We start from the raw sequence: 24,397 nt of genomic DNA on the forward strand, positions 1-24,397 counted from the left end.
CAGACCTCACGGCGGACGGAACGACGGACGGCGTACGACGCCCCTCGCCGCGAGTACGCGTGTGGCAGCCCCTCCTCGTGATCGCGGCGCTGGTCGGAGCGTCGCTCTGCGCCCTCTGCCTCGGCACCCCCCTCGTCCCGCCGCACCGGCTCCCCGGCGCGCTGCTGGACGGGGACGCCACGCTCGCCGGGATCGTGGTCACCGAACTCCGCGTCCCGCGACTGCTGCTGGCGCTGATCGCCGGGGCCTGCCTGGGCGCGGCGGGCCTCGTGCTCCAGGAGGCCCTCCGCAACCCCCTGGCGGTGCCCGAGATGCTGGGCGTCTCGTCCGGAGCCGCCCTGGGGGTGGCCGCCCCGCTGGTGCTCGCCCTCTCCCTGCCCGCCGCGCTCCAGCCCCTGCTCGCCCTCGGCGGGGCCGCGCTCGGCGGCGGCCTGACCCTGCTCGCCGCCGGCCTCGGACGCAGTCCGTCCGCGGTGCTGCTGACCGGTGCCGCGGTCGCGGCGGCCCTGCAGGCCGCGCTGCTGGTCCTGATGGTCATGGCCGACCAGCTCGACCTCCAGCTCATCTACCGCTATCTGCTGGGCTCCCTCTCGGCCCGGACCTGGGACGACGTCGCGGGCCTGTGGCCGTGGCTGCTCGTCGCGGTGCCCGCCCTCGTCCTGTGCGCGCCGGTGCTCTCGGTGATGCGGCTGGGCGACGAGGACGCGGAGGCGCTGGGCGTGCGGGCCCGGCGGGCCCGGCTGGCCGCCCTGGCCATCGCCGTCGTCCTGATCGCGCCGGTCACGGCCGTGTGCGGGCCCGTCGCGTGGGTCGGTTTCCTCGCCCCGCACCTGGCCCGCTGGTTCGACCCCGGTTCGGGTGCGGTGCGCTGGCTGCCCTGGTCCGGCGCGTGGGGTGCCGTCGTGGTGGCGGTCGCCGACGTCCCCGCCCGGCTGGCGCTCGCGCCCGTGGAGACGCCGGCCGGTGCCTGGACGGCGCTCCTCGGAGTACCGGCCGGTGTCGCCCTCATGCGGTCGGGCCGCCGCACCCGGAGGGCCGGACGCCGGTGGACGGACCCGGCCGCCGTACTCGTACGGCCGCGCGAACCCCTGGTGGCGGCCCCCGCCACGGCCGGCGGGACGGGGCCGCTCGCCCGTCCCGACGGGCCCGGGGCCCGGGACGCCGGCGGTGGCGGGGGCCGCCCCGCCGGGACGACCGGAACGGAGGACGCGCGGTGACCCGGCGTTTCGCGGTGCTCGCCGCGCTGGCCCTCGTGTGCGCGGGAGTGGAGCTGGTGGCCGGACGCGGCATGTCCCCGGGCGCGGTCTGGGACGTACTGGGCGGCGGCGGTGACGCGACGGAACGCCACATCCTCCTCCAACTGCGGCTCCCCCGGGCGCTGGTGGCCCTCGGCGCGGGCGCGTGCCTCGCCGTGGCCGGTCTCGTCCTGCAGTCCGCGCTGCGCAATCCCCTCGCCGGTCCCGAGGTGACCGGTGTGACCCCGGGGGCGGTCCTCGGGGCCGTCACCGCGACGGCCCTGGGACTCGCCGGATGGGACTCGCCCCTGGCCGTGGTGCTCGCGGCCTGTGCGGGCGGGTGCGCGGGAGCACTGCTGCTCTGGCTGCTCGCCGGCCGCGGCGGCGGCGACCCGGCCCGGACCGCCGTGCACGGGGTGCTGGTCTCGGCGGTGCTCGGCGGGCTCACCGCCATGGTGCTGCTCGTGGAGCCGGGGGAACTCGGCAGCGTCGTGCAGTGGCTGGTGGGCACCACGGAGGGCCGGGTGTGGGAGCACTGGCACCTGCTGTGGCCCTGGGCACTGGCCTGGGGGGTCGCGGCCTGGCTGCTCGCCGGGCCCCTGACCCTGCTGCGCTGCGGCGACGACATCGCCCTGGCCGCCGGCCTCTCCGCCCACCGGGCCCGCACCCTCGCCCTGGGGTGCGCGGTGGCCCTGACGGCCGGCGCGGTGGCCGCCGTCGGAGCCCTGGGCTTCGTGGGACTGCTCGTACCGCACCTGGCCGTGGCCGTCTTCGGCGCCGACCTGCGCAGGAGCCTCCCCGGTGCCGCCCTGACGGGCGCGGTCGTGGTGTGCGGGGCGGACGCCGTCGCGCAGCTCTCCTCGCGGCTGCTCGCCCTGACGCTCGACGCCGACCGGCTCACGCTGCCGGTCGGCGCGCTCACCGCCTGCCTCGGCGCCGGCCTGCTGCTGGTCGTCGTGCGCCGCGCGCCGGGCCGTACGTTCTGAAAGCCGACGGAGGACAGAGCATGACCCTGACCCAGTCCATGGGCATACACGTCGAGGGGGTCCACTTCGGCTACCCCGCGCGACCCGTGCTGCGGGGCGTCGACATGACCGTACGGCCGGGCGAGCTGACCGCTCTCATCGGGCTCAACGGCTGTGGGAAGTCGACCCTGTTGCGGCTGGCCGCGGGGCTGCTGCGGCCGGACCGGGGGCGCGTGCTGCTCGGCGGGGAGGACCTGGCCGGGCTCTCGCGGCGCGCCACGGCGACGAGGGTGGCGCTGCTGCACCAGTCCGCGCCCGCCGTACCGGGGATGACGGTGCGGCAGCTGGTGCGCCAGGGCCGGTACGCGGCGCGGGGCCCGCTGGGCATGCTGCGGGAGGGGGACGACCCCGTCGTGCGGCGGGCGCTGCGGGACGTCGGCGTGGAGGGGTGGGCCGACCGCGACGTGGACGCGCTGTCCGGGGGCGAGCGGCAGCGGGTGCGGCTCGCGATGGCGCTCGCCCAGGACACCCGCGTCCTGCTGCTCGACGAGCCCACCACCTATCTGGACCTGCACCACCAGCTCGACGTGCTCCGGACGGTCGTCCGGCTGCGCGAGGAGCGCGGGCTCACCGTGGTGATGGTGCTGCACGACCTGGCCCACGCCGCCCGGTTCGCCGAGCGCGTCGTCGCCCTGCGCGAGGGGGTCGTCGTGGCCGACGGGCCGCCGGAGGAGGTCGTCACGCCGGGGCTGCTCGCGGACGTCCTGAAGGTGGCCGGCCGCGTCGGCCGGGATCCCGAGGGGGGCTGGCCGGTGTGTTACCCAGATCACCCCCTGCCCGCTATGGAGAATGAAAATCATTTCTATTAGAGTCGGTGAGGGCGCTCGACCGGGCGCCTCATCTCCCTTACGAACAAGGAGAGTTCATGGACAACGAGCAGATCTTCGCCCCGATCGCCGACCCGGGTCAGCTGGCCCACGACTCGGCTTCCCACTCCAACGCGCTCGTCGAGAACCCCTTCGAGGACACCGAGGAGTAAGCGAGGGCCTCACCGCCCTCGACCGTGGGCCCGCCCGTTGCCGTTCGGGCGGGCCCACGCCCATGACAAGCCCCGCAGTGAGGAGAACGCCGTGTCCCGCAACCGGCTCGTACCCGGTGTAGAAGTCGTCGCCGTGCCCGGACGGGGTCTCGCCGTCCGCACCGCCGAGGGGGAGTTCCTCAGCGTCAGGACGCGACACGCGGACGAGAACGCCCTGCTCTCGCTGCTCTCGGGCGACCACGCGGTCCCCGTCGACGGAGAACTGCGCCGTGTGCTCCGGGGCTTCGAGGAGGCCGGCTACCTGACGGACGCGGTACCGGCCCCGCGCTGGCCCGCCGCCCGCCGTGACGTCCGGCTCCTCGGCGATCCGGCGCTGACCGGACCGCTGGCCGCCCACCTGACCGCCCTGGGCGCCGAACCCCGTACGACCCCCGCCGCGTCGCCGACGACGACGGAGGACCTGCTCGAGGGGGACCCCGCCGCCGTCGTGTGGTGCCTCGACGGCCCCGTGCCCGACGGACTGTGGGACGCCGCCGACCGGCTGCCCGAGCACGGGGTCGCCTGGCTCCGCTGCCACCGCGAGGGCCGGCAGGCGTACGTCGAACCCCTCGCCGCCGCCCCCGGGGACGTCACCTCGGCCCACGTCCGGGCCCGCCGCCTCGCCGCCACCCCCGCCCACCGCGAGCTGGCCGCCTACTGGAACGGCCCCCGCACGTCCGGCGAGCCGGTGCGGCTCACCGTCCCCGCCGCCGCGCTGCTCGCGGCCCTGCTCGCCGACGACCTCGCCCGATGGGCCACCGGGGCCCCGGACACGACGGGCCTCCCGGCGCGGCGCCGCCTCCGGCGCGTGGACCTGCGCACGCTGACCGTCACCGAGCACGCCGTCCTGCCGGTGCCCGCCGTCGCGCCGATGCCGACTGCCGTATCGATGCCGGCCGCCGTACCGGCACCGACTGTCGCACCGGCTTCCGCTGCCGTGCCGACACCGACTGCCGCACCGACTCCCACTGCCGTACCGACTCCCGCTGCCATATCGACGCCGGGGAAGGACGGATGACGTCCCTCCACGCGTCGGTCGGCGGGCTCGCCACGGACGTGCGGCTCCCCGACGGCCCCGGCCCCTTCCCCGCCGTCCTCGTCCGCACCCCCTACGACCGCAGCCGGCACCGGGCCGAGGCGCACGGCTGGGCCCGCCGGGGCTTCGCCGCCGTCGTCCAGGACGTACGGGGCCGGTTCGCCTCGGCCGGGGAATGGCGCCCGTACGAGAACGAGGCCGCCGACGGGGCGGTGACGGCGCGGTGGATCCGGCGACAGCCGTGGAGCGACGGGCGGTACGTCGCCGCCGGTGGCTCCTACGGCGCCCACTGCGCCCTCGTCCTCGCCCTCGAAGCGGACCGGGGGGCACGGCCGGACGCCGTCGTCGCCGCCGTGCCCGCGCTCGGCGCCGCCGAGACGGCGCGCGAACCCTCCGGGGCGGAAAGGCTGCTGTCCCGCGCCGGCTGGTGGGCCGCCCACGGCGACCGGCGCGACTCCGACGAGGGCGCGCTGGACGAGGCCCTGGCGGCCGACCCCGAACTGCTCGCCCACCTGCCGCTCACCGGCCTCCCCTCCCGGCTGGGCCGGCGCCTGCCCTCCTGGGCGGGGCTGTGGCGGCACCGCGAGCGCGGCCGCCTCACGGCGCGGGCCGGGAACGCCGGCGTACCGCTGCTCGCGGTCGGCGGGCACCACGACCCCTTCGCCGAGGACACCGTCGCCCTGTGGCGCGCCTGGGGCGGGCCCTCCGCCCGGCTGCTCCTCGGCCCCTGGGGCCACGGCCTGACCGCCGCGCCCGGACCCGGTGCCGGTCCCGCCCACCGGGTGAACCTCGGTGAGCTGTACGCACGCTGGGCCCGGCGCGCCCTGACCGGCGCCCTCGCCCCCGGCCGCCACGGCGCGCTGGCGCTGAGCGGTGGCGACCTGTGGCTGCCCGCGGGCACGGACGGCGAGCCGCGCACGTTCGGGTTGCGCCCGCTGCGCGGCTCCGCCTTCACCGCCGACCCCGGCCGCCCGGTCCGCTCCGACGACCTCACGGTGCCCACCCGCGGACTTCCCGACCGCTGTCTCCTCGCCACCCCGCCGCTGCCGCGCCCGCTCGACGCCGTCGGGCCCGTGCGGATACGGCTGCGGGCCACCGCCGACACCCCGTCCGCCGACTGGATCGCCCGGCTCGTCGCCGTCACCCCCGAGGGGGCCGCCGAACGGCTCGCCGTCGGCACCCTGCGGCGCGAGAAACCACCGGGCGAGGCGAGCGAGTTCAGCATCGGCCTCGGTCGGGTCGCCCACCGGCTGCGCGCCGGCGTGCGGCTGCGCCTCGAAATCGCCGGACACCACTTCCCCGCACACGCCCGCAACCCCCACACCGGCGACGACCCGGTCACGGCCGACCGCCTGCTGCCCTCCGGACGCGAGGTCGCCCCCGAGAGCGTGACGCTGACCCTGCACGTCCTCGCCTCCCGTCCCACCTCCACCGATCCCGCCAAGGAGATCCCGCGATGACGGCGCTGCCGCTGGAAACACTCGTCGACCCCTTCTGCGGCATCGTCCGCAAGGTCAAGCCCGTCGAACACCCCGCGGGCACCCCGCCCCGCTACACCGCGCTCACCGCCGAGGTGTCCGACGCCCGCAGACTCGGCCTGTGGCCGGCCGACCGGGTCTCCCTCGGCACCACCTTCGGCGACCCCGGACAGGCCCGGATCGCGGCGATAGCCGAGGGCGTGGAGCGGTACTGCGGCAACCGCGTGCCCCCGCCCGGCCACCCCGACGCGCCCCTGCGCGCCACCGCCGCCGAACTGGCCGAGAAGGGCCTGCGGTTCTACGGCCCCGGCGACCTGCCCGCGTACGCGCCGTGGCAGTACGCCCGGGAGAGGTTCCCGTACCGCCCCCTCACCGCCGGCACCCCGTCCCTGTGGACGCGCGGCACCGAGGCGCTGCCCGACGGGCGGACGGCGGAGGTCTGGGCGCCCGTCGCCCTCACCCACCTCAACTGGCGCCAGGGCGACCTGCGCGAACTGCCCCGCACCCACCACCTCAACTACGCGGGCATCGCCACCGGGCAGGGCTTCGACGACGCCGTCGAACGCGGTCTCCTCGAAACCGTCGAGCGCGACGCCCTGGAACTGTGGTGGCACCTCGACGGACCGGCCCGCGGCATCGACCCGGCCAGTGTGCCCGGCCTCCTGGACGACCTGGCCGGCTCCGCGCTCGACGTGCACCTCGTGGAGATGCCCTCGGAGTTCGCCCCGTGCGTGGCGGCGCTCGTCCACGACCCGCGCCTGGGCCTGTACGCGGCCGGGTTCGCCTGCAAGTACGACCCGGCCGAGGCCGCCCGCAAGGCGGTCCTCGAAGCCGTCCACACCTGGGTCTTCACCCAGGGCCTGACCGACCCCGACGGCTGGGTCTTCCAGGCCGTCGAGGCCGGGCTGCTCGCCCGCGGGCTCTACCTGGAGCACCGCGCCGACGGCCGGTACCTGGACGCGTGCGGCGAGCGGTTCGAGCACGTGCGGGACCTGGGCGCGCACGTACAGGTGTGGCTGGACGAGCGGATGGCGGGCGAGGCGCGGCGGTTCACCGAGCCCGCCCTCGGGACCGTCGCGATCGACGCCGTCGAGTCCGGCGACCGCGCACGGCTGGAGGGCGCGCTGCGCGCGGGCGGCCACCGCGTCATGACGTTCGACCTGACCACGGAGGACGTGGTCGAGACGTCCCTGCGGGTGGCCCGGGTCCTCGTCTCCGGCCTCCTCCCCAACGCGCCCGCCGCCTTCGGCTACTTCGGCTGCCCGCGGCTCTCCGAAGCGGCCGTCCGACGCGGCTGGCGCACGACCGCGCCGGAGGCGCCCGAGGACTTCACCCTCGCGCCTCCGCCGCACATGTGAGGACCCCCGTGACGCATCTCTGCTCCGACCGACCGGAGGACGAACGACACCTCGGCGCCGGGGGCTTGGGGGACGGTGAACGCCTTTGCGCCGGACGCCCGGAGGGCGGTGGGCACGTCGGCACGGGCCGCCCGGCGGACGGGGAACACCTCTGCACGGACCGCCCGGCGGACGGAGAACCCCTCGGCACCGGACGCCCGGCAGACAGTGGCCGCCTCAGCACGGACCGGCCGGTAGACGGAGAACCCCTCGGCATCGGACGCCCGGCAGACGGAGAACCCCTCGGCACCGGACACCCGGCAGACAGTGGGCCCCTCGCCGCGGACCGCGCGGCGGATGAGGGGCGCCTCTGCCCCGATCGCCCACGGGGTGACCGGCTCCCCGGTGGAGAGGGCCCTGATGGAGAAGGCCCCGGCGGAAATGGCCCCGCGGGCCTCGGCCTCGGCGGCGAGATCGCGCTCGCCCGGTCCTCCCGGGCCCCCGGGCCCGACACGTCCGCGGGGACGCCCGTTCCGGCCTGGCCGGGGTCGGCACGCCCTTTTCCGGACCCCGGGCCGGCGGAGCTCGACCTGGGGACCCTGCTGCGCCTCTCCCTGGCGGCCTCGGACGCCTCGGGGCGGCTGCGCCCGGCCCCCTCCGCCGGTGCGCTGCACCCGGTGGACACCGAGCTCGTCGTGGGCGCCGGCTGCTCCCTGCCGCCCGGCCGCTACGGCTACGACCCGCTGCGCCACCGCGTCCACCGCCTCGGCCGGCAGCCCGACGGCACGCCGCCGGGCGTGAGCGTCGAACTCTCCGTCACCGCGCGGCGCACCGCCTCCCACTACGGGCACCGTGCCCGGCCGCTGCTGCTCCTCGACACCGGGCACGCCGCCGCCGCGCTGTTCCTGGCGGCCCGCGCGTCGGGCGCGGGAGAGCCCGAGCCCGTACTGGACGGGGCCACCGAGCACCCCCTGGCGCTCGTACGCGTCGCCCCGCCCCGCCCGGGCCGCGCCTCGCCTTCCCGGCCGCCGGCGCGCGGGCCCCTACCCGAGGAGCTGCTGGCCCGCCGCAGCGCCCCGCCGCCGCTGACGGGGGCCCCTCCCCCGGACGCGCTGCGGGCGGTCCTCGCCACCGCGGCCGCCGCGGGCGGCGACGGCCTGCGGTGGTGCGCCGCCGTGGGCCCGCCGGGCCCCGGGCTCGTGGAACTGGCCCCCGACGGCACGACGCTGCGCCGGTGCGCCGCTGGCGAGGCCCGCCCGACGCTCGCGGCCTGGGCGGCCGGGCAGGCGTGGATCGCGGACGCGGGCGCCGTCCTGCTCGCCCGCGGCTGCCCCGAGGACGCCGACGCACAGCACATCCGCCGCGCCCACCTGCGGGCCGGGTTCGCCGTCCACCTCGCCCACCTCACCGCCCGCCGACACGGCCTGGCCGCCCGGCCCGTGGGTTCCTGGCAGCGGGCGGACCTCGGCGCCGCGCTCGGCGCCGCCCCCGGCCGGGACTGGATCGTCCACGCCCTGGCCCTCGGGACCCGCCACGCCGACGAGGAGAACACCCCGTGATCGTCCACCCCGAACTGCGCCGCGCCGCCCGCCGCGCCCGCCGCCCCCTGCTCGCCGCCACCCTCCTGCAGGGCGCCGTCGCCCTCACCCACCTCGCCCAGGCGGCCCTGCTCGCCCTCGCCCTCGCCGACCTGGCACGCGGCCGTACGGAACGGCTCCCCTGGCTGCTCGCCGCGGTGCTCGCCGCCGTCGCCGCCCGCGCCGGACTCGGCACGTGGCAGCGGCGTACCGCCACCCGCGCCGGAGCCCGGGTCAGGGTGGCGCTGCGGGACGAACTCCTCGCCCGACTGGGGGTTCTGGGGCCCGCCCACCTGACCACCGCGCGCGCCGGAGCCGTCCGTACGACCCTCGTCGACGGGGTGGAGGGCGTCGACGCCTACGTCTCGCGCTACCTGCCCCAGCTCCTGGTCACCCTGACCGTGCCGCCCCTGGTCCTCGCCGTCCTGGCCGTGGTGGAACCGGTGGCGCTGCTCGGCCTGGTCCCCGCCCTGCTGCTCGCCCTGTGCGGCCCGCGCGCCTGGGACCGGCTCCTGGCCGCCCGGGGCAAGGAGCACTGGGACACGTACGAGGGGCTGGGCGCCGACTACCTGGAAGCCCTCCAGGGCATGCCGGCCCTGCGCGCCGCCGGCGCGGTCGGCCGCACCCGTACCCGCCTGGAGGAACGCTCGGCGGCCCTGCACCGGGCGACCGTCGCCAAGCTCCGCGTCTCCCTGGCCGACACGGGCATCACGGACCTCGCGATCCAGGGCGGCACCGCCGCAGCGGCGCTCCTCGCCTGCCACGCGGTCCTCGGCGGGTCCTCCACGGCGACCGGCACCTATCTGGTGCTGCTGCTCGCCTCCGAGTGCTTCCGGCCGGTCCGCGACCTGGCCCGCGAGTGGCACGCCGGCTACCTCGGCGTGTCGGCGGCGGACGGGATCGCGGCCCTGCGCACCGCCGCACCGGGCGTCCGCGACACCGGGACGGCCCCCGCGGACTGGACGGCGCCCCCGGAGCTGCGCTTCGAGGACGTCCGGTTCACCTACGGCGGCGCGACGGCGCCCGCCCTCGACGGCGTCTCCTTCACCGCGCCGGCGGGACGCACCACCGCGATCGTCGGCCCGTCCGGCGCGGGCAAGTCCACCCTCCTCGCGCTGCTCCTGCGCCACCACGACCCGGACGGGGGCCGCGTCCTCCTCGGCGGGCGCCCCGCCGCCGAGTACTCCCTCGACGCGCTCCGGCGGGGCGTCGCCGTGGTGTCGCAGGAGACGTACCTCTTCCACGCCACCATCGCCGACAACCTGCGCATGGCCCGCCCCGGTGCCACGGACGACGACCTGGCGGCGGCGGCGCGCACCGCGGGCGTCCACGACGAGATCGCCGCCCTCCCCGACGGTTACGCCACCGTCCTCGGGGAACGCGGCGCCACCCTCTCCGGCGGACAGCGGCAACGGCTCGCGCTCGCCCGGGCCCTGCTCGCGGACGCCCCGGTCCTCGTCCTCGACGAGGCGACCAGCTCGGTCGACGAACGCCGGGAGGCGGGCATCGTCCGCGAACTCCTCGACGCCGCCGGGGACCGCACCGTCCTGGTCGTCGCCCACCGGCTCGCCGCCGTCCGCCACGCCGACCGCATCGTCGTCCTCGACGCGGGACGGGTGGACGCCGTCGGCGTCCACACCGGTCTGGTCGAGGCCGGCGGCGTCTACACGCGCCTGGTCGAAGCCGGCCGCACCCACCGAGGAGAACTCGCCGCATGAGCAGCGCCACCGAAACCACCGCCCCGGGAACACCCACAGCCGGAGCCCCCACCGCCGAAACCGCCGTCGGAGCCGTCGGAGCCGTCACCGCCAAGGCGGACGCGCCCGGCCCCGGCGCCCTCCGCGCCCTCCTCCCCGCCCTCGCCGGGCACCGCGCCATGACGGCCCGCACCTGCGCCGCCGCGCTGCTCGAACAGGGCTCCCTCGTCGCCCTGGTGACGCTCGCGGCGCACACCGTGGGAACGGCCGTCATCGAGGCGGAGGCCCCGTCGTCCGGCACCGTCGCCGCGCTCGTCGCCCTGGTCCTCGTACGGGCCCTGGCGACCTGGCGCGAGATGGACCTCTCGCACGACCTGGCCTACCGGGTCCTCGCCGCCCTGCGCGTACGCGTCTTCGACGGGCTCGCCCGCAGCGCGCCCGCCCGCGTCGCGGGCCGCCGCAGCGGGGACCTCGCGGCCACCGCCATGGCCGACGTGGAGGCGCTGGAGTTCTTCTACGCCCACACCACCGCCCAGCTCCTGGCGGCGGCGACGGTCTTCACCGGCGGTACGGCGGCCCTCGCCGTGGTGGAGCCGTGGCTCCTCGTCGCGGTGCTGCCGGTCGCGGCCCTGCTCGCCGCGGCCCCCTTCGCCGAGGCCCGCGGGAGCGCGGCGCGCGGCGCCCGCACCCGGGCGGCCGTCGCCGAGCTGTCGGCCGACACGGTGGAGACCGTGGACGGGCTGCGCGAACTGCTCACCTTCGGCGCGCTCCCCGGGCGCCGCCGCCGGCTGGCGGAGGGCGGGCGGCGGGTGGGCGACGCCCAGCGCGCCGAGGCCGCGTGGGAGGCCGGTGCCGCCGCGGTCCGCGACCTCCTCGTCGTGGCGGCGGTCCTCGGCGTGGTGGTCGCGGCGGCGCAGTCCGTGACCTCGGGGCGGCTGCACGGGGCGTGGGCCCCGGCGGCGATGGCGCTCTCCCTGGCCGTCCTCGGCCCCGTCGCGGAAGCGGCCCGGTCGCTGAGCCGGGCCGTGTCCCTGCGCGCCGCCGCCTCCCGCGTCGGCGCGGCCGTCGACGCCCCCGCACTCGCCCCGCCGCCCGCCGCGCCCCGTACGCTTCCCCCGGGGCCGCTGGGCGTCCGGCTGCGCGGAGTGGGGTTCGACTACGGCGGCGGCCCCGTCCTCGACGGCGTCGAACTGACCGTCCGCGCGGGGCAGACGCTCGCCCTGGTCGGCGCCTCGGGCACCGGAAAGTCGACCTGCGCCCATCTCCTGGCCCGCTTCTGGGACCCGTCCGAAGGAGAGGTGCAGCTGATACCGGCCGACGGGGACGCCGTCGACGTGCGCGAGCTGGCCGACGCCGACCTCCGGCGCGCCGTCGCGCTGGTCGGGCAGGAGGCGCCCCTCTTCCACGGCACCCTCGCCGAAAACCTGCGGCTCGCCGCCCCCGAGGCCGACGACGACCTCCTCGCCGAGACGGCCCGCCTGTGCGGCGTCGACCGGATCGCGCCGCTGGACACCCCGGTCGGCGAGCGCGGCGCCACCCTCTCCGGCGGCCAGCGGGCCCGCGTCGCCCTCGCCCGGGCCCTCCTGGTCCGGCCGCGCGTCCTGGTCCTGGACGAGTCCACGGCCCACCTGGACAACGCGAGCGACGCCCGACTCGCCGCCGCGATCCGGGAGGAGGGGCGCACCACGATCGTCATCGCCCATCGCCGCGCCACCATCCGCCGCGCCGACCGCGTCGCCGTCCTGGAGGCCGGACGCATCGCCGAGGAGGGCACCTGGGAGGAACTCACCGCCCGCCCCGACAGCGCCCTCAACCGCAGCCTCGCCCAGCTGCGTCCCTGAGGCGGAAACGCGGACCACCTCCTGCTCGTACCGGACGAGCAGGAGGTGGTCCGTCTCATGGACGACTGCGGCGCGCACGGCCCGGGGCGAGCTTGTCGCTCCGATCGCACGAGCACAGACTGTATGGACTGCACGGACTACGCAGACTGTGTGAACTACACGAACTGCGCGGACCGTTCGCGCTCGCAGGCGTCTTCGAGCCCGTACGCGTCCCAGGCGGGGAACGGGTCGGCCGGGGGAAGGGCCTCGCCTTCGGCCATCAGGCAGCTCTCCAGTGCCGCCCTGAGGGATTCCGCCCGCAGGCCGGTCCCGATGAACACCAGTTCCTGGCCCTGGGCGTCGTCGCAGGTGCCGGAGGGCTCGAAGCGGGCCGCGGAGCCCGCCTGCGACTACAGACCGACGGTCCGGGGCCGACTGGCGAGCCGGAAGAAGCCCTTGGAGCGCAGGACGTTCCCGAACGTTCCGCTGTCGAGTCCCTTGGTCACGAACGTGAACAGCCGGCCGGGGTGGAAGGGGACGCCGGAACGGAAGACGAGGCTGGAGATGCCGTACTCCTCGGTCTCCGGCACGTGGTCGCCGTTGAGCTCCATGACCCAGCCCGGCGCTTCCTGGGCGCGCTCCAGGTCGAACAGGCCGGTCCCCAGGACGCGTTCGAGGGGTACCCGTCCGCGGATGGCGGTCACCACCCGGGCGGCCGGGTTGAGCCGGGTCAGTGCGGCGCGCAGCCGGAGGGCGTCGGCCGGTTCGACGAGGTCGAGCTTGTTGAGCACGATGACGTCGGCGAACTCGATCTGGTCCATCAGCAGGTCGCTGACGGTCCGCTCGTCCTCCTCGTACTGGTCGAGGCCCCGTTCCACCAGGCCGTCGCCGCCGGCGAGTTCGGGCAGGAAGTTCGCCGCGTCCACCACGGTGACCATGGTGTCCAGCCGGGCCGGATCACCGAGGGTCGCACCGTCGTCGCGGGGGAAGGCGAAGGTCGCCGCGACCGGCATGGGCTCCGAGATGCCGCTGGACTCGATGAGCAGGTAGTCGAAACGCCCCTCGCGCGCCAACCGGTCGGCCTCCTCCAGGAGGTCGTCGCGCAGGGTGCAGCAGATGCACCCGTTGGTCATCTCGACCAGCCGCTCCTCGGTCCGCGACAGGGCGGCCTCGCCGCCGCGCACCAGCGCCGCGTCGATGTTGATCTCGCTCATGTCGTTGACGATCACGGCGACCCGCAGACCGTCGCGGTTGGTCAGGACGTGGTTGAGGAGCGTGGTCTTGCCGGCGCCGAGGAAGCCCGAGAGCACGGTCACCGGCAGCCGGGGGTCGGCGGTTCGCATCGCGGTCACCCTTCGGGGCGCAGCAGACCGCGCTCGTACGCCTTCACCAGCCGCTGCGGCACCAGGTACACGGAGCCGTCCACGGTCACCGGCGCCAACCGGGGCGTCACGGCCTTCCACTGGGCGCGGCGGTGACGCGTGTTGCTGCGGGACATCTTCCGCTTCGGGACAGCCATGACCAACCTCCTGGAACAGGACGAGACAAGGGGAACAGCCGACACGCTACATGAAAATGAATTCCATTACTAAGCGGGGGGGGCGGGTGCGAGCGCGGCCGGGAGGTCGATGGCCGCAGCCACGCCGTGCCGTGCCGTGCCGTCGAGACGGCATACTCGTCCACGGCCGACCACGGGGGGGAACCATGGGACAGGCGAGACGGTCGCCGGAGGTCGGGGACGGCGCGTCGGACAGGGACGTTCCGGATGCGCGCCCGCAGGGACGGTCCGCCTGGGAGCTGTTGCTTCCGGCCGTCGGGGCGCCGGCGCGACGGCGGGGACGGGCGCTCCAGGAAGCGCTGCGCGAGGCGGTCCGCTCCGGGCGGCTCGCGGCCGGGACGCGACTGCCGTCCACCCGCGAACTCGCGACCGACCTCGGCGTCTCGCGGGGGCTCGTCACCGAGGCGTACGAGCAGTTGACGGCCGAGGGGTACCTGCGCGGCCGCCGGGGCGCGGGGACCTGGGTGAGCGGTGCGGCCAGGGCGGGGACGGTCGGCACGGGCGGCACGGGCGGGGCGCCCGGGGCTGGTGGAGCCGACGGCACGGGCGGGGTGAGCCGGGCGGTCGGAGCCGGCGGCACGGACGGCCCCGCCCGTACGACCGGCGGGGCCGGGGCGGGCGGAGTCGTCGGGATGCCGGGCGTCCGGGTGGACTTCCGGCCCGGGACGCCGGACCTGTCGCTGTTCCCGAGGAGCGCGTGGGCGGCGGCGCAGCGGTCCGTCCTGGCGCGGCTCCCCCACCGGGCCCTCGGCTACCCGGACCCGCGCGGCCTGCCCGAGCTGCGCGGGGCGCTGGCCGGAATGCTGGCGCGGCGCCGGGGCGTGGTGGCCGATCCGGAACGGCTCGTGGTCTGCTCGGGCGTGGCGCAGGCGTCGACGCTCCTGGGGTTCGTCCTGCGGGCGCGGGGGCTGCGCACGGTCGGCGTCGAGGACCCCGGCAGCCCCGAGCACGGGCGCCTCTTCGCCTCGACCGGCATGGAGACGGTGTGGCTGCCGCTGGACGGGGAGGGGCTGCGGCCGGGACCGCTCGCCGCCTCGGGCGTACGGGCCGTGGTCGTGACGCCCTCGCACCAGTTCCCGTCCGGGATCGCCTGGTCGGCGGAGCGGCGCGCCGCGCTCCTCGACTGGGCGCGGGCGGTCGACGGCTACGTCCTGGAGGACGACTACGACGGCGACTTCCGGTACGACCGGGCGCCGGTCGGCGCGCTCCAGGGCCTCGACCCGGGGCGGGTCGTCTACGCGGGGTCGGTCAGCAAGTCGCTCGCGCCGGGGATGCGGCTCGGCTGGATGCTCGTCCCGGAGGAACTGCTCGGCGAGGTCGTGGAGCGGAAGCGGACGATGGACCTGGGCCATCCGGTGCTCGACCAGGCCGTCCTCGCGGAGTTCGTGACGCGGGGCGGGTACGACCGGCAGCTGCGCCGCTGCCAGCGCGCCTACCGGGAGCGGCGGGACGCGCTGCTCGCCGCCCTCGCCGAGCACCTGCCCGGCACCGGGGTGAGCGGCATCGCGGCCGGACTGCACGTCATCGCGCGCGTACCGGCGCGCTTCGGGCCGCCGGAACGGTTCCTGGCACGGGCGGCGGGGGCGGGGGTGGCGCTGCGCCCCCTGGAGGAGTACGGCACGGCCCGGCCGGCGGACGGGGACGTACGGCTCGTCATCGGCTACGCGCACCTGTCGCCGTCGGCGATCGCGGAGGGGATCGGCCTGCTGGCGGAGGCGGTGGGGGCCGGGGCGGGGCCGGTGGGGTGATCCGCCCGCGCGGGAGACGTGGAGGGGACGGCGGGGCGCCCCGTTCACACGGGAGGCCCGGTGGGGCCGGTGGGGTGATCTGTTCACGCGGGGTTCGCGCGGGCGCCGTTCCCGGCCGTTAGGCATGGGGCGGCGTACCGCCCACGACCGGAATCGACCACCTCCCGGAGGCCCTTCCATGCCCCGTCCCGTGACCGGCCCCTCGTCCCACCCCGTATCCGGCCCCTCCCCTTCCTCCTCCCCCGTGCCGGCCGCCCCCGCCCGGCGCGGCGTCCTGCGCGGCTCGCTGGCCGCCTCGGCCGCGCTCGCCCTCGGCGGCGCCGGCCTCGCCGCCCCCGCGTTCGCGCTCTCGGGCCGGCCCCGGGCCGCGTGGGGCGTGCAGACCGGCGACGTCACGGCCTCCTCCGGTCTGGTGTGGGTGCGCTCCGACCGTCCGGCGCGCATGGTCGTGGAGACCTCCGCGACCGAGTCCTTCCGGCGGGCGCGCCGCCACCGCGGGCCGCTGCTCGGCGCGGGCACGGACTTCACCGGGACCACGGCCCTGCACGGTCTGCCGGCCGGCGAGCAGATCCACTACCGGGTCACCCTGGCGGACCCGGACGACCCGCGCCGTACGGGCGAGCCGGTCACCGGCACGTTCCGCACGGCCCCGGACCGGCGCCGCGACGGCGTCCGGTTCCTGTGGTCCGGGGACATCGCGGGGCAGGGCTGGGGCATCAACCCGGACATCGGCGGCTTCCGCGCGTACGACGAGATGCGCCAGCTCGACCCGGACTTCTTCCTGTGCAGCGGCGACGCGATCTACGCGGACGGGGTGATCGAGCCGAGCGTCACCCTGCCGGACGGGCGGATCTGGCGGAACGTCACGACGCCGGAGAAGTCCAAGGTCGCCGAGACCCTGGACGAGTACCGGGGCAACTTCCGGTACAACCTCCTCGACCACAACGTCCGGGCGTTCAACGCGCGCGTGCCGTCGATCGTGCAGTGGGACGACCACGAGGTGCGGAACAACTGGTATCCGGGGCAGATCCTGGACGACCCCCGGTACACGGAGAAGGACGTGGACGTCCTCGCCGCCCGCGCGGCGCGCGCCTTCGGCGAGTACACGCCGGTCTCCACCCTTCACGTGCCCGGCGGGCGCGGGCGGGTGCACCGGGTGGTGCGGTACGGGCCGCTGCTCGACGTGTTCGTGCTCGACATGCGCTCGTACCGGAACCCCAACTCGCCCAACCGGCAGGCCGACGACACCACCGGCATCCTGGGCGCGGAGCAACTGGCCTGGCTGAAGCGGGAGCTGGCCGCGTCCACGGCCGTGTGGAAGGTGCTCGCGGCGGACATGCCGATCGGCCTGGTCGTGCCGGACGGGACGGCGGACTTCGAGGCGATCGCGCAGGGCGACCCGGGCGCGCCGCTGGGCCGGGAGCTCCAGATCGCGGAGCTGCTGCGGTTCGTCAAGCACCGGCGGATCACCGGCACGCTGTGGCTGACGGCGGACGTGCACTACACCTCGGCGCAGCACTACGCGCCGGAGCGGGCGGCCTTCAGGGACTTCGCGCCCTTCTGGGAGTTCGTGTCCGGGCCGCTGGCGGCGGGCGGGTTCCCGGCGAACGCGCTCGACGGGACCTTCGGCCCCGAGCGGGTCTTCGTGCGGGCGCCGGAGCGGGCGAACCTGTCGCCGATGGAGAGCCCGCAGTACTTCGGCGAGGTCGACATCGACGGCCACAGCGGCGACCTGACCGTGCGACTGCGGGCGGAGGGCGGGAAGGTCCTGTTCAGCAAGGTGCTGCGCCCGGGGCGCGTCGGGCAGTAGGAAGCGGTAGGAACAGGGACGTCGGACGGCACCGGCCCGGGACCGGCCCCGGTGCGGAAACCGCTGGTCGGGTGCGTTGTCAGTGGCGGGTCCTACGGTTTTTCCCATGACGCGATCCGTACAGGCGCTCGCCTACGCACGCCCGTCCGCGCTGGAGTCCACGGGCTCCGGCCGGCTGCTCGGTCTGGAGACGGCCGGGGGCCTCACGCCCCGCGGGGCCGAGGCCCATCCCCGTTTCTTCTCCGGTTTCCTGGCCTCGCCGCAGGTCGCCGCCCGCGGTCTGCTCGCGGTCGCCGACGTGGCCGCGGCCCGCTACCACCAGCGGATACGGCCGGGTTCGCTGGATCCGGTGGTGACGGGGAACGGGGACCGGCTGCGGTTCGAGTCCTTCTCCGGCTGCGGCGGGGTGTACGCGCGCCTGGACGTGCTGGACGAGGGCCTGGGCGGCGCGGAGACGGGGCACGGCACCACCAACGTCGACGTCAACAACCCGCTGCGCGAAGCGCTGTCGCGGATGACGGGGGACGATCCGCTGCACCTGCGGGTCGGCCCCGACGAGATGGCGGTGAGCACGCTCGCGGGCGCGGTCGTGGAGAAGAAGGTGCCGCTGCCGGACCGCTGGCTGCGGGGGTTCGCCGAGGCCCAGGTCGCCTCGGCGCGGTTCGACCTGCGGGCGGAGCTGACGGGGGCGGAGGCCGTGCGGTTCCTGCGGTCCCTGCCGCGCACTCAGGCCCGGGGGCGCGGTCCGCTGTGGATCGCGCAGTCGGGCCGGACCCTGCGGCCGACGACCCGGCCGGGGGCGGGCGCGGTCTGCCTGCCGGGGCCGGACCGGCTGGTCGCCCTGGAGCGGGTGCTGCGGTACGCGACGGGGCTGCGGGTGTACGGGCCGGTGCCGGACGGCGCGGCCGCGGCGAGCGCCTGGGAGGTGACCCTGCCGGGGATGCGGCTGACGCTGACGCTGTCGCCCGATCCGGCGCGGGGCTTCTCCGGCGAGGGCGGGGTCCTGGAGGCGCTCGCGACGGAGGAGGCGGAGCAGGACGCCGAGCTGGTCGCGGTGCTGCTCGCCTGGGAGCCGCGCATCGACCCGGCCGACCTCGCGGCGCAGGCGGGCCTGACGGCCGACCGGGTGCGGGCGGCGCTGACCCGCCTCGGGACGGCGGGCCGGGTGGGGTACGACGTGGCGGACGCGGCCTACTTCCACCGGGAGCTGCCGTACGACGCGGACCGCGCCGAGCGTCACAACCCGCGTCTGGTGAGCGCGCGCCGGCTGGTCGCGGAGGGGGCCGTGGAGCTCGACGGGGAGTCGGCGGCGGTGGCCTCGGGCGACCGGCGCTACCGGGTGCGGGAGTCGGACGGGATCCTGAGCTGCACCTGCCAGTGGTGGGCGGACTACCGGGGGCGCCGGGGGCCGTGCAAGCACGCGCTCGCGGTGCGGATGGTCCGGCGGGGCGCGGTCGTCGCGACCGCGACCGGGGCGGCGACCGGAGCCGGAGCCGTGACCGGGGCCGCGTCGTGACGGGCCCCGTGGCGGGGATCGGGGGACGGGCGGCCGGAGCGGTGGCCGGCATCGGGGAACGGGCCGAAGGGGCGGGGCGGAAGACAATGGGGGTCGAAGTGGGAATCGGTACGGAGAGCGGTGCGGCGGTGTCGGTGAAGGACGGGACGCGGGACGCGGACGGCGCGGCGGTCGAGGCGCTGCTCGACGCGGTGCGCGCCGGGCGGGCCCACCAGGTGCCGAAGCTCCTGGAGCCGCTGGACGCCGCCGCGCGCAAGAAGGCCCTCGGGAAGCTGAAGGCGCTGCGCTCCGAGGTGCGCGCCTGGGACTGGAAGCGGTGGAACGAGGCGGCCCGCATCCGGCGCGCCCTGTACGTGGCGGGGGCCGGGTGTCACACGGGCGCGGCGGCGACCGCGACCTGGCTCGGCGGCCGGGACCTGATGGGGTGGGATCCCCAGTACGGCGTCCTGGTCCTGTCGGTGCTCGAAGGACGGGACCCGGCGTGGATGGCGGACGTGGCGGAGCGGCTCGCCAAGCGGCAGGCCGTCGCGGAGAGCAGCTACGAGCTGATCCACGGGCTCGTGGTGCGCTCCGGGTGCCCGGTGCCGGCGACCGACGGCTACGTCCTCGGGTGGACGCGGAAGATCACCGACGGGAAGCTCCTGGAGCGGCTGCGCGAGGACCCGCAGACCCCGGTCCTGGTGCCGCACGCGCTCGCGATGGGCGAGACCCCCGACCGGCTGGCCTGGTCGGTCGGCCCGGAGGCGCCGACGCACTGGCCCACGGCGATCACGACGCTCGTCGCGGATGGGGTGCTCGGCCGGGCCGGGGTGGTGGACCTGTGCGTGTCCCGGCTGCTGCGCGGCGGGCGGGTGCGGGACCTGCGGTTCCCGCTGGAGGTGCTGCGGCTCCTCGCGCCGACCGGGGAGGAGCTGCGGGAGCGGGTCCCGGACTGGGTCGGAATGGCGGCCGACGCGCCGTCGCCGGTCGCCGGGTACGCGCAGGAGGTCCTGGCGGGGCTCGCCGCGGCGGGCACGCTGCCGGTCGGGGCGCTGGCCGAGATGACGGGCGCGGTGCTCTTCCGCACCGAGAAGAAGCTGGTGCGGGCCCAGCTGACCCTGGTCGGCAAGGCGCTCGCGCGGGAGCGGGGCGCGGCCGGCGAGCTGCTGCCCGCCGTCGCGGAGGCCTTCGGACACGAGGACACCGGTGTCCAGGAGCGGGCGCTCAAGCTGGTGGGCAAGTACCTGTCCGCCGTGGACGCGGAGGTGCGGGGCGAGCTGGCCGAGGCGGCGGGGCTGCTCGGCCCGGTGCACCGGCAGGCCGCCGCGGAGGTGTTCGGGGACGCCCTGGGGGAGGCCGACCCCGGGCCGTACGAGGAGATCCTGCCGCCGGTGCCGGCGCCGGAGCCGGTGGCACCCCCGGCGGCCACGGTCGCGGTGCTGGTGGAGGAGCTGGTGGCGAAGGGGCTCATGGAGGAGCCCGTGGCGTTCGAGCGGGCGCTCGACGGTCTGGTGCGGCACGCGCACCGGGACCGGGCGGCGGTGGCGGAGGCGGTGCGGGAGGCGTTCCCGAAGACGACCTGGAGCGCGCCCCACCACTTCACGCACTATCCCTACGGCATCCAGGTGGTCCTCGCGGCACTGCTCGGCCTCGTGGAGCGGTCGGTGATCGACGTCCACCGGGCGGAGGCGCCCGAGCGGGACTCCTGCGTCCACGAGGGCCTGTCGGGGATCCTGGACGCGCGCCTGTGGGAGGCCGCCGCACTGGTCGGCACGGACGAGCTGCCGTTCCTGCTCGCCACGCCGACCCTGCACACCGGCGGGATCGACCCCTCGGTCCTCGTGGAGCGGCTGCGGGCCTATCGGGACACGGGCGCGGAGCCCGCCCCGGTCGACTTCGCCCAGGCGCTGCTCCGGGTCCTGCGGGGCGACCCGTCGGCGGAACGGGCGGCCGGGGAGGCGGCGGCGCTCGGCACCCCGGCCGGTCTGCGGCTCGCCGCCTGGCTTCGGGACGAGGACGCGCTGGGAGCCAGGGTGCGGTTCTTCCCCCGGGGCGGGGACCGGGCCTCGGGGAAGTGGTGGCTGATCGACCGGATCGTGGTCGAGTTCGGCGAGCGGGCCGTGGTGCGGGAGGAGTTCCCGGCCGCCTTCCACTGGCTGGGCGGTGCCGTGCGGGCGACCCCGCGCCGCTGCTACCACTGGATCGACCACCGGGTGCAGTGGGCCCCGGTGCTCCCGGCCGACCGCGAGGTCCTTGCGGCCTGTCTGCTTCCGGCCACGGCGCACTCGGTCGACGGGGACCAGCGCGGGACGACCGAGCCGCTGACCGCGCTGGCCGAGGCCGGGGGCCCGGTCGGCCGCGCGGTGCACCTGGCCCTGGCGTTCGGTCTCGGCTGCGTCGACTCCGACGACCGGCTGCGCGCGGTGGACGCGCTGCTCGTCCTGGCGTCGCGGGGCGAGCTGAACGCCCGGTCGCTCGGGGCGGAGCTGGCGTGGCTGGTGGCGGAGGGGTCGCTCAAGCCGAACCGGCTGACGGACGCGGTCCGCACGGCCGCCGCCACCGGGGCGTACGGGACGGTCTGGACGGTCCTGGAGGCGATGCTGCCGGAGCTGCTCGGCGCGGAGAAGCCGGTGCGGGGGCTCGGCGAGCTGCTCGCGGTCGCGGCCGACTGCGCGGAGCGGTGCGGGGCCCGGGGCGAGCCCGCCGGGCTGGAGGCGGTGGCCTCGGCGCGGGGTTCCTCGCAGCTGGTGGTCCAGGCCAAGCGGCTGCTGAACGCACTCCGTCAGGGGGCCGATCAGCCTCTGCCAGAAAGGGCCTGAATCGGTCGTTAAGCCGTCAGACGGGCGCTTAACCCGTCAGTCACAAAGCGTTCGTGATCACGCAACACCACTGGGCCACAGTGAAGTCATGACCGATGTGACGTCCTCGAAGAGTGCCCGCCACCCGCACCACTGGCGGCACGACCTGATCGAGCTGGCCGCGCTGTTCACCGCCGTGGTGGTGGCCGACACGATCGCCAAGACCATCGCCAAGGGCCCGGAGGGCCCCTACCTGCTGGTGTTCTCGGCGATCGCGCTGGTCGCCACCGCGACCTTCCACACCTGGTGGGCGCGGAGGCGCAGCCATGCCAGTCATGCCCCGCCCGCCGGTGACACCGGCGGGCGCCCGGCCGTCGTCCCCGCCGCGCGGCCGGAGCCCGCGGCGGCGAAGAGGCCGGCGGCGGGCGGCAAGTCCGGCGCGGACGGCGAGTCCGACACGGCGGGCGCGTCCGGTGCGGACGACGGGTCCGGCCCGGCGGCCGGGACCTCGCTGTGGCGGATGCGCACCACCGTCGCCGACACCCCGGGCAGCCTCGCCGCCCTGTGCACGGTCCTCGCCCGCCTGGACGTGGACATCCTCACCCTCCAGACCCACCCGCTGGCGGACGGCACGGTGGACGAGTTCCTGCTGCGCGCCCCCGCCGACCTCTCCGCCCGGACCCTGGCCCACGAGGTCGCGGCGGCCGGCGGCCGGGACACCTGGACCGAGCGGGCCGACGCCCACGACCTGGTGGACACGCCCACCCGGGTCCTCGGGCTCGCCACCCGTACGGCGCTCGACGCGGCCGAACTGCCGCTCGCGCTGCGCCAGCTCCTCGGCCGCTGCACCCTCCACTCCGTACCGGCCGTCTCGATCACCGGGCGGCCCACCGGCGAACAGGCCCCGGTCGAGGGGGTCCTGGAGGAGACCGTGATGCGGCTGCGCGACCCGCACGGCGGCACGCTCGTCGTCGAGCGCCCCTACCTCCCCTTCACCCCGACCGAGTTCGCCCGGGCGCGCGCCCTGGTCGAGCTGGACGCCCGGCTCGGCCCGCGCCTCCCGCGCGGCCGGGACGTGCTGACCCTGCCCGAGGGCAACGAGATCACCGTCCGCCGCGCCGACCAGCGCGACCTGGCCGCCGCGCGGGCCATGCACGACCGCTGCTCGGCCCGCACCCTGGGCCTGCGCTACCACGGCCCGGTGGGCGATGCCGACCGCTACCTCGACCACCTGCTCAGCCCCCGCTTCGGGCGCACCCTCGCCGTGCAGACCGCCTCCGGCCGCCTCGTCGCCCTGGGCCACCTGCTGTGGGACGGGGACGAGACGGAGGTCGCGCTGATGGTCGAGGACGACTGGCAGCGGCGCGGCATCGGGTCCGAACTCCTCGGCCGGCTCGTGGCGATGGCCGAGGAGGCCGGCTGCGACAGCGTGTACGCCGTGACCCAGTCGTCCAACACGGGGATGGTGGCCGCGATGCGGGCGCTCCGCCTGCCCCTCGACTACCAGATCGAGGAGGGCACCCTGGTGATCACCGCCCGGCTGGCCTCGGCACACCGCCCGGCCGGCCGGACCCGGCCGCACGAGGGGTCCCGGCCGGCGGAGCGCTGAGCGCCCGCGTCAGGTCCCGCCAGAGGTCCTCGACGTCCTCCAGGCCGACCGACATCCGCAGCAGGCGGTCGCTGACGCCCGCCGAGCGCCGGTCTCCCTCGGCCACGATCCGGTGGCTGATGGAGGCCGGGTGCTGGATGAGGGTGTCGACGCTGCCGAGACTGACCGCCGGGGTGATGAGCCGTACTCCGGCGATCACGTCGTGCGGCTCCCCGTACACCTCGAAGGCGATCATCGCGCCGCCGATCCGCGGGTAGTGGACGCGGGCGATCCGGGGGTCGGTGGCGAGCCGCCGGACGAGCTCGGCGGCCGTCGTGGACGCCGCCCGGACCCGTACCGGCAGGGTGGCCAGGCCGCGGAGCAGCAGGTATCCGGCCAGTGGGTGGAGCACTCCGCCGGTGGCGAAGCGGACCTGGCGGAGCGTACGGGCGAACTCCTCGTCGCAGGCGACGACCCCGCCCATGACGTCGCCGTGGCCGCCCAGGTACTTGGTCGCGCTGTGCAGCACGATCCGGGCGCCCTGCTCGGCCGGCCGCTGGAGGACGGGGGTGGCGAAGGTGTTGTCGACCAGGAGCGGCACGGAGCCGCAGGAGTGGGCGAGGGCCCGGATGTCGGCCTCGGCGAGGGTGGGGTTCGCGGGCGACTCGACCATGACCAGGCCGGTGTCGGGACGGATCGCCTCCGCGACGCCGGCCGGGTCGGTCCAGGTCACCTCGGTGCCGAGCAGACCGGCGTCCAGGAGGTGGTCGCTGCAGCCGTACAGCGGGCGGACCGCGACGACGTGGCGCAGGCCCTGGCTCGCCCGGGCGAGCAGGACGGCGGTCAGGGCCGCCATGCCGCTGGCGAAGGCGACGGCCGCCTCGGTGCCCTCCAGGCGGGCGAGGGCCTCCTCGAAGCGGGCGACGGTCGGGTTGTCGAGCCGGGCGTAGACGGGCGGGCCGTCGAGCCGGGCGCCGGTGGTGGCGAACTCGTCGATCCGGGCGGCCTCGGCCCGGGCGTCGTACGAGGGGTAGGTGGTGGACAGGTCGATCGGCGGGGCGTGCAGCCCGAGGCCGGCGAGGTCCTCGCGGCCCGCGTGCACGGCTTCGGTGGCGAGGGCCCTCGGGGTGGCCGAGGGTCCGAGATCCATGGCGTCCATGGCGGCACTGTGAACGGA

General features: G+C 76.6%; 17 protein-coding genes and 1 pseudogene. 15 read left to right on the forward strand and 3 right to left on the reverse strand.

Annotated elements, in window-relative coordinates:
* The first annotated feature begins 89 nt into the window (after positions 1-89).
* The 10 genes from CP977_RS05285 (at position 90) to CP977_RS05325 (ending at position 12,244) form a co-directional block, all read left to right on the forward strand.
* Positions 90-1,217 carry a FecCD family ABC transporter permease gene (locus CP977_RS05285; RefSeq protein WP_236072056.1) on the forward strand — a complete coding sequence of 376 codons (1,128 nt, stop codon included), beginning with the start codon at positions 90-92 and terminating at the stop codon, positions 1,215-1,217.
* Complete coding sequence (locus tag CP977_RS05290; RefSeq protein WP_062758060.1) at positions 1,214-2,221, forward strand: FecCD family ABC transporter permease; 1,008 nt, start codon at positions 1,214-1,216, stop codon at positions 2,219-2,221. Before CP977_RS05285 ends, CP977_RS05290 begins: the two co-directional genes overlap by 4 nt.
* Positions 2,222-2,241: 20 nt before the next feature.
* Positions 2,242-3,069 (forward strand): ABC transporter ATP-binding protein, encoded by an 828-nt coding sequence (locus CP977_RS05295; RefSeq protein WP_229991533.1) that lies wholly within the window; start codon positions 2,242-2,244, stop codon positions 3,067-3,069.
* A 56-nt stretch (positions 3,070-3,125) separates the two neighbouring features.
* A complete protein-coding gene (amiA, locus tag CP977_RS34740) occupies positions 3,126-3,239 on the forward strand; it encodes a streptamidine family RiPP (protein WP_243900507.1) in 114 nt (37 codons plus the stop codon).
* Between the two features lie 91 nt (positions 3,240-3,330).
* On the forward strand, positions 3,331-4,296 hold the full coding sequence (locus CP977_RS05300) for a hypothetical protein (protein ID WP_229991532.1): 966 nt from the start codon (positions 3,331-3,333) through the stop codon (positions 4,294-4,296).
* Positions 4,293-5,774, forward strand: coding sequence for a CocE/NonD family hydrolase (locus tag CP977_RS05305; protein ID WP_152369704.1), 1,482 nt, complete (start codon positions 4,293-4,295; stop codon positions 5,772-5,774). Before CP977_RS05300 ends, CP977_RS05305 begins: the two co-directional genes overlap by 4 nt.
* Entirely contained in the window at positions 5,771-7,150 is a 1,380-nt protein-coding gene (locus CP977_RS05310) for a YcaO-like family protein (RefSeq protein ID WP_152369705.1), read from the forward strand. The genes CP977_RS05305 and CP977_RS05310 overlap by 4 nt, the downstream gene beginning before the upstream one ends.
* A gap of 656 nt (positions 7,151-7,806) precedes the next feature.
* Positions 7,807-8,688 carry a nitroreductase family protein gene (locus CP977_RS05315; RefSeq protein WP_229991531.1) on the forward strand — a complete coding sequence of 294 codons (882 nt, stop codon included), beginning with the start codon at positions 7,807-7,809 and terminating at the stop codon, positions 8,686-8,688.
* A complete protein-coding gene (locus tag CP977_RS05320; protein ID WP_062758067.1) occupies positions 8,685-10,424 on the forward strand; it encodes an ABC transporter ATP-binding protein/permease in 1,740 nt (579 codons plus the stop codon). The genes CP977_RS05315 and CP977_RS05320 overlap by 4 nt, the downstream gene beginning before the upstream one ends.
* Positions 10,421-12,244 (forward strand): ABC transporter ATP-binding protein, encoded by a 1,824-nt coding sequence (locus tag CP977_RS05325; protein ID WP_152369706.1) that lies wholly within the window; start codon positions 10,421-10,423, stop codon positions 12,242-12,244. The genes CP977_RS05320 and CP977_RS05325 overlap by 4 nt, the downstream gene beginning before the upstream one ends.
* Before the next feature lie 155 nt (positions 12,245-12,399).
* Here the strand turns inward: CP977_RS05325 and CP977_RS05330 are convergent.
* Positions 12,400-13,566: pseudogene (locus tag CP977_RS05330) on the reverse strand (GTP-binding protein).
* Positions 13,567-13,571: 5 nt separating this feature from the next.
* Positions 13,572-13,742, reverse strand: coding sequence for a 50S ribosomal protein L32 (gene rpmF, locus CP977_RS05335; RefSeq protein ID WP_062758069.1), 171 nt, complete (start codon positions 13,740-13,742; stop codon positions 13,572-13,574).
* A gap of 185 nt (positions 13,743-13,927) precedes the next feature.
* Between rpmF and pdxR the strand changes: the two genes are divergently transcribed.
* The 5 genes from pdxR (at position 13,928) to CP977_RS05365 (ending at position 23,241) form a co-directional block, all read left to right on the forward strand.
* Positions 13,928-15,529, forward strand: a complete 1,602-nt coding sequence (gene pdxR, locus CP977_RS05340; protein ID WP_229991530.1) for a MocR-like pyridoxine biosynthesis transcription factor PdxR — start codon at positions 13,928-13,930, stop codon at positions 15,527-15,529.
* A gap of 178 nt (positions 15,530-15,707) precedes the next feature.
* Entirely contained in the window at positions 15,708-17,339 is a 1,632-nt protein-coding gene (locus CP977_RS05350) for an alkaline phosphatase D family protein (protein WP_229991529.1), read from the forward strand.
* A 106-nt stretch (positions 17,340-17,445) separates the two neighbouring features.
* Entirely contained in the window at positions 17,446-18,855 is a 1,410-nt protein-coding gene (locus tag CP977_RS05355) for an SWIM zinc finger family protein (protein ID WP_152369707.1), read from the forward strand.
* Positions 18,856-18,953: 98 nt separating this feature from the next.
* Positions 18,954-21,653: a DUF7824 domain-containing protein gene (locus CP977_RS05360; RefSeq protein ID WP_229991528.1), complete on the forward strand. Its 2,700-nt coding sequence runs from the start codon at positions 18,954-18,956 to the stop codon at positions 21,651-21,653.
* Between the two features lie 97 nt (positions 21,654-21,750).
* Entirely contained in the window at positions 21,751-23,241 is a 1,491-nt protein-coding gene (locus CP977_RS05365) for a GNAT family N-acetyltransferase (protein ID WP_167309002.1), read from the forward strand.
* On the opposite strand, the gene CP977_RS05370 is transcribed toward CP977_RS05365, so the two are convergent.
* Positions 23,162-24,379, reverse strand: coding sequence for a trans-sulfuration enzyme family protein (locus CP977_RS05370; protein WP_109186567.1), 1,218 nt, complete (start codon positions 24,377-24,379; stop codon positions 23,162-23,164). The genes CP977_RS05365 and CP977_RS05370 overlap by 80 nt on opposite strands.
* Between the last annotated feature and the right edge of the window lie 18 nt (positions 24,380-24,397).

Source organism: Streptomyces cinereoruber (assembly GCF_009299385.1).
GTDB lineage: Bacteria > Actinomycetota > Actinomycetes > Streptomycetales > Streptomycetaceae > Streptomyces > Streptomyces bikiniensis.

What these genes read in the sequence shown, in the direction of transcription:
- amiA (WP_243900507.1), top strand. Translation starts at nt 3,126, where the DNA reads ATGGACAACGAGCAGATCTTCGCCCCGATCGCCGACCCGGGTCAGCTG.
- CP977_RS05295 (WP_229991533.1), top strand. Translation starts at nt 2,242, where the DNA reads ATGACCCTGACCCAGTCCATGGGCATACACGTCGAGGGGGTCCACTTC.
- CP977_RS05310 (WP_152369705.1), top strand. Translation starts at nt 5,771, where the DNA reads ATGACGGCGCTGCCGCTGGAAACACTCGTCGACCCCTTCTGCGGCATC.
- CP977_RS05325 (WP_152369706.1), top strand. Translation starts at nt 10,421, where the DNA reads ATGAGCAGCGCCACCGAAACCACCGCCCCGGGAACACCCACAGCCGGA.
- rpmF (WP_062758069.1), bottom strand. Translation starts at nt 13,742, where the DNA reads ATGGCTGTCCCGAAGCGGAAGATGTCCCGCAGCAACACGCGTCACCGC.
- CP977_RS05305 (WP_152369704.1), top strand. Translation starts at nt 4,293, where the DNA reads ATGACGTCCCTCCACGCGTCGGTCGGCGGGCTCGCCACGGACGTGCGG.
- CP977_RS05355 (WP_152369707.1), top strand. Translation starts at nt 17,446, where the DNA reads ATGACGCGATCCGTACAGGCGCTCGCCTACGCACGCCCGTCCGCGCTG.
- pdxR (WP_229991530.1), top strand. Translation starts at nt 13,928, where the DNA reads ATGGGACAGGCGAGACGGTCGCCGGAGGTCGGGGACGGCGCGTCGGAC.
- CP977_RS05370 (WP_109186567.1), bottom strand. Translation starts at nt 24,379, where the DNA reads ATGGACGCCATGGATCTCGGACCCTCGGCCACCCCGAGGGCCCTCGCC.
- CP977_RS05350 (WP_229991529.1), top strand. Translation starts at nt 15,708, where the DNA reads ATGCCCCGTCCCGTGACCGGCCCCTCGTCCCACCCCGTATCCGGCCCC.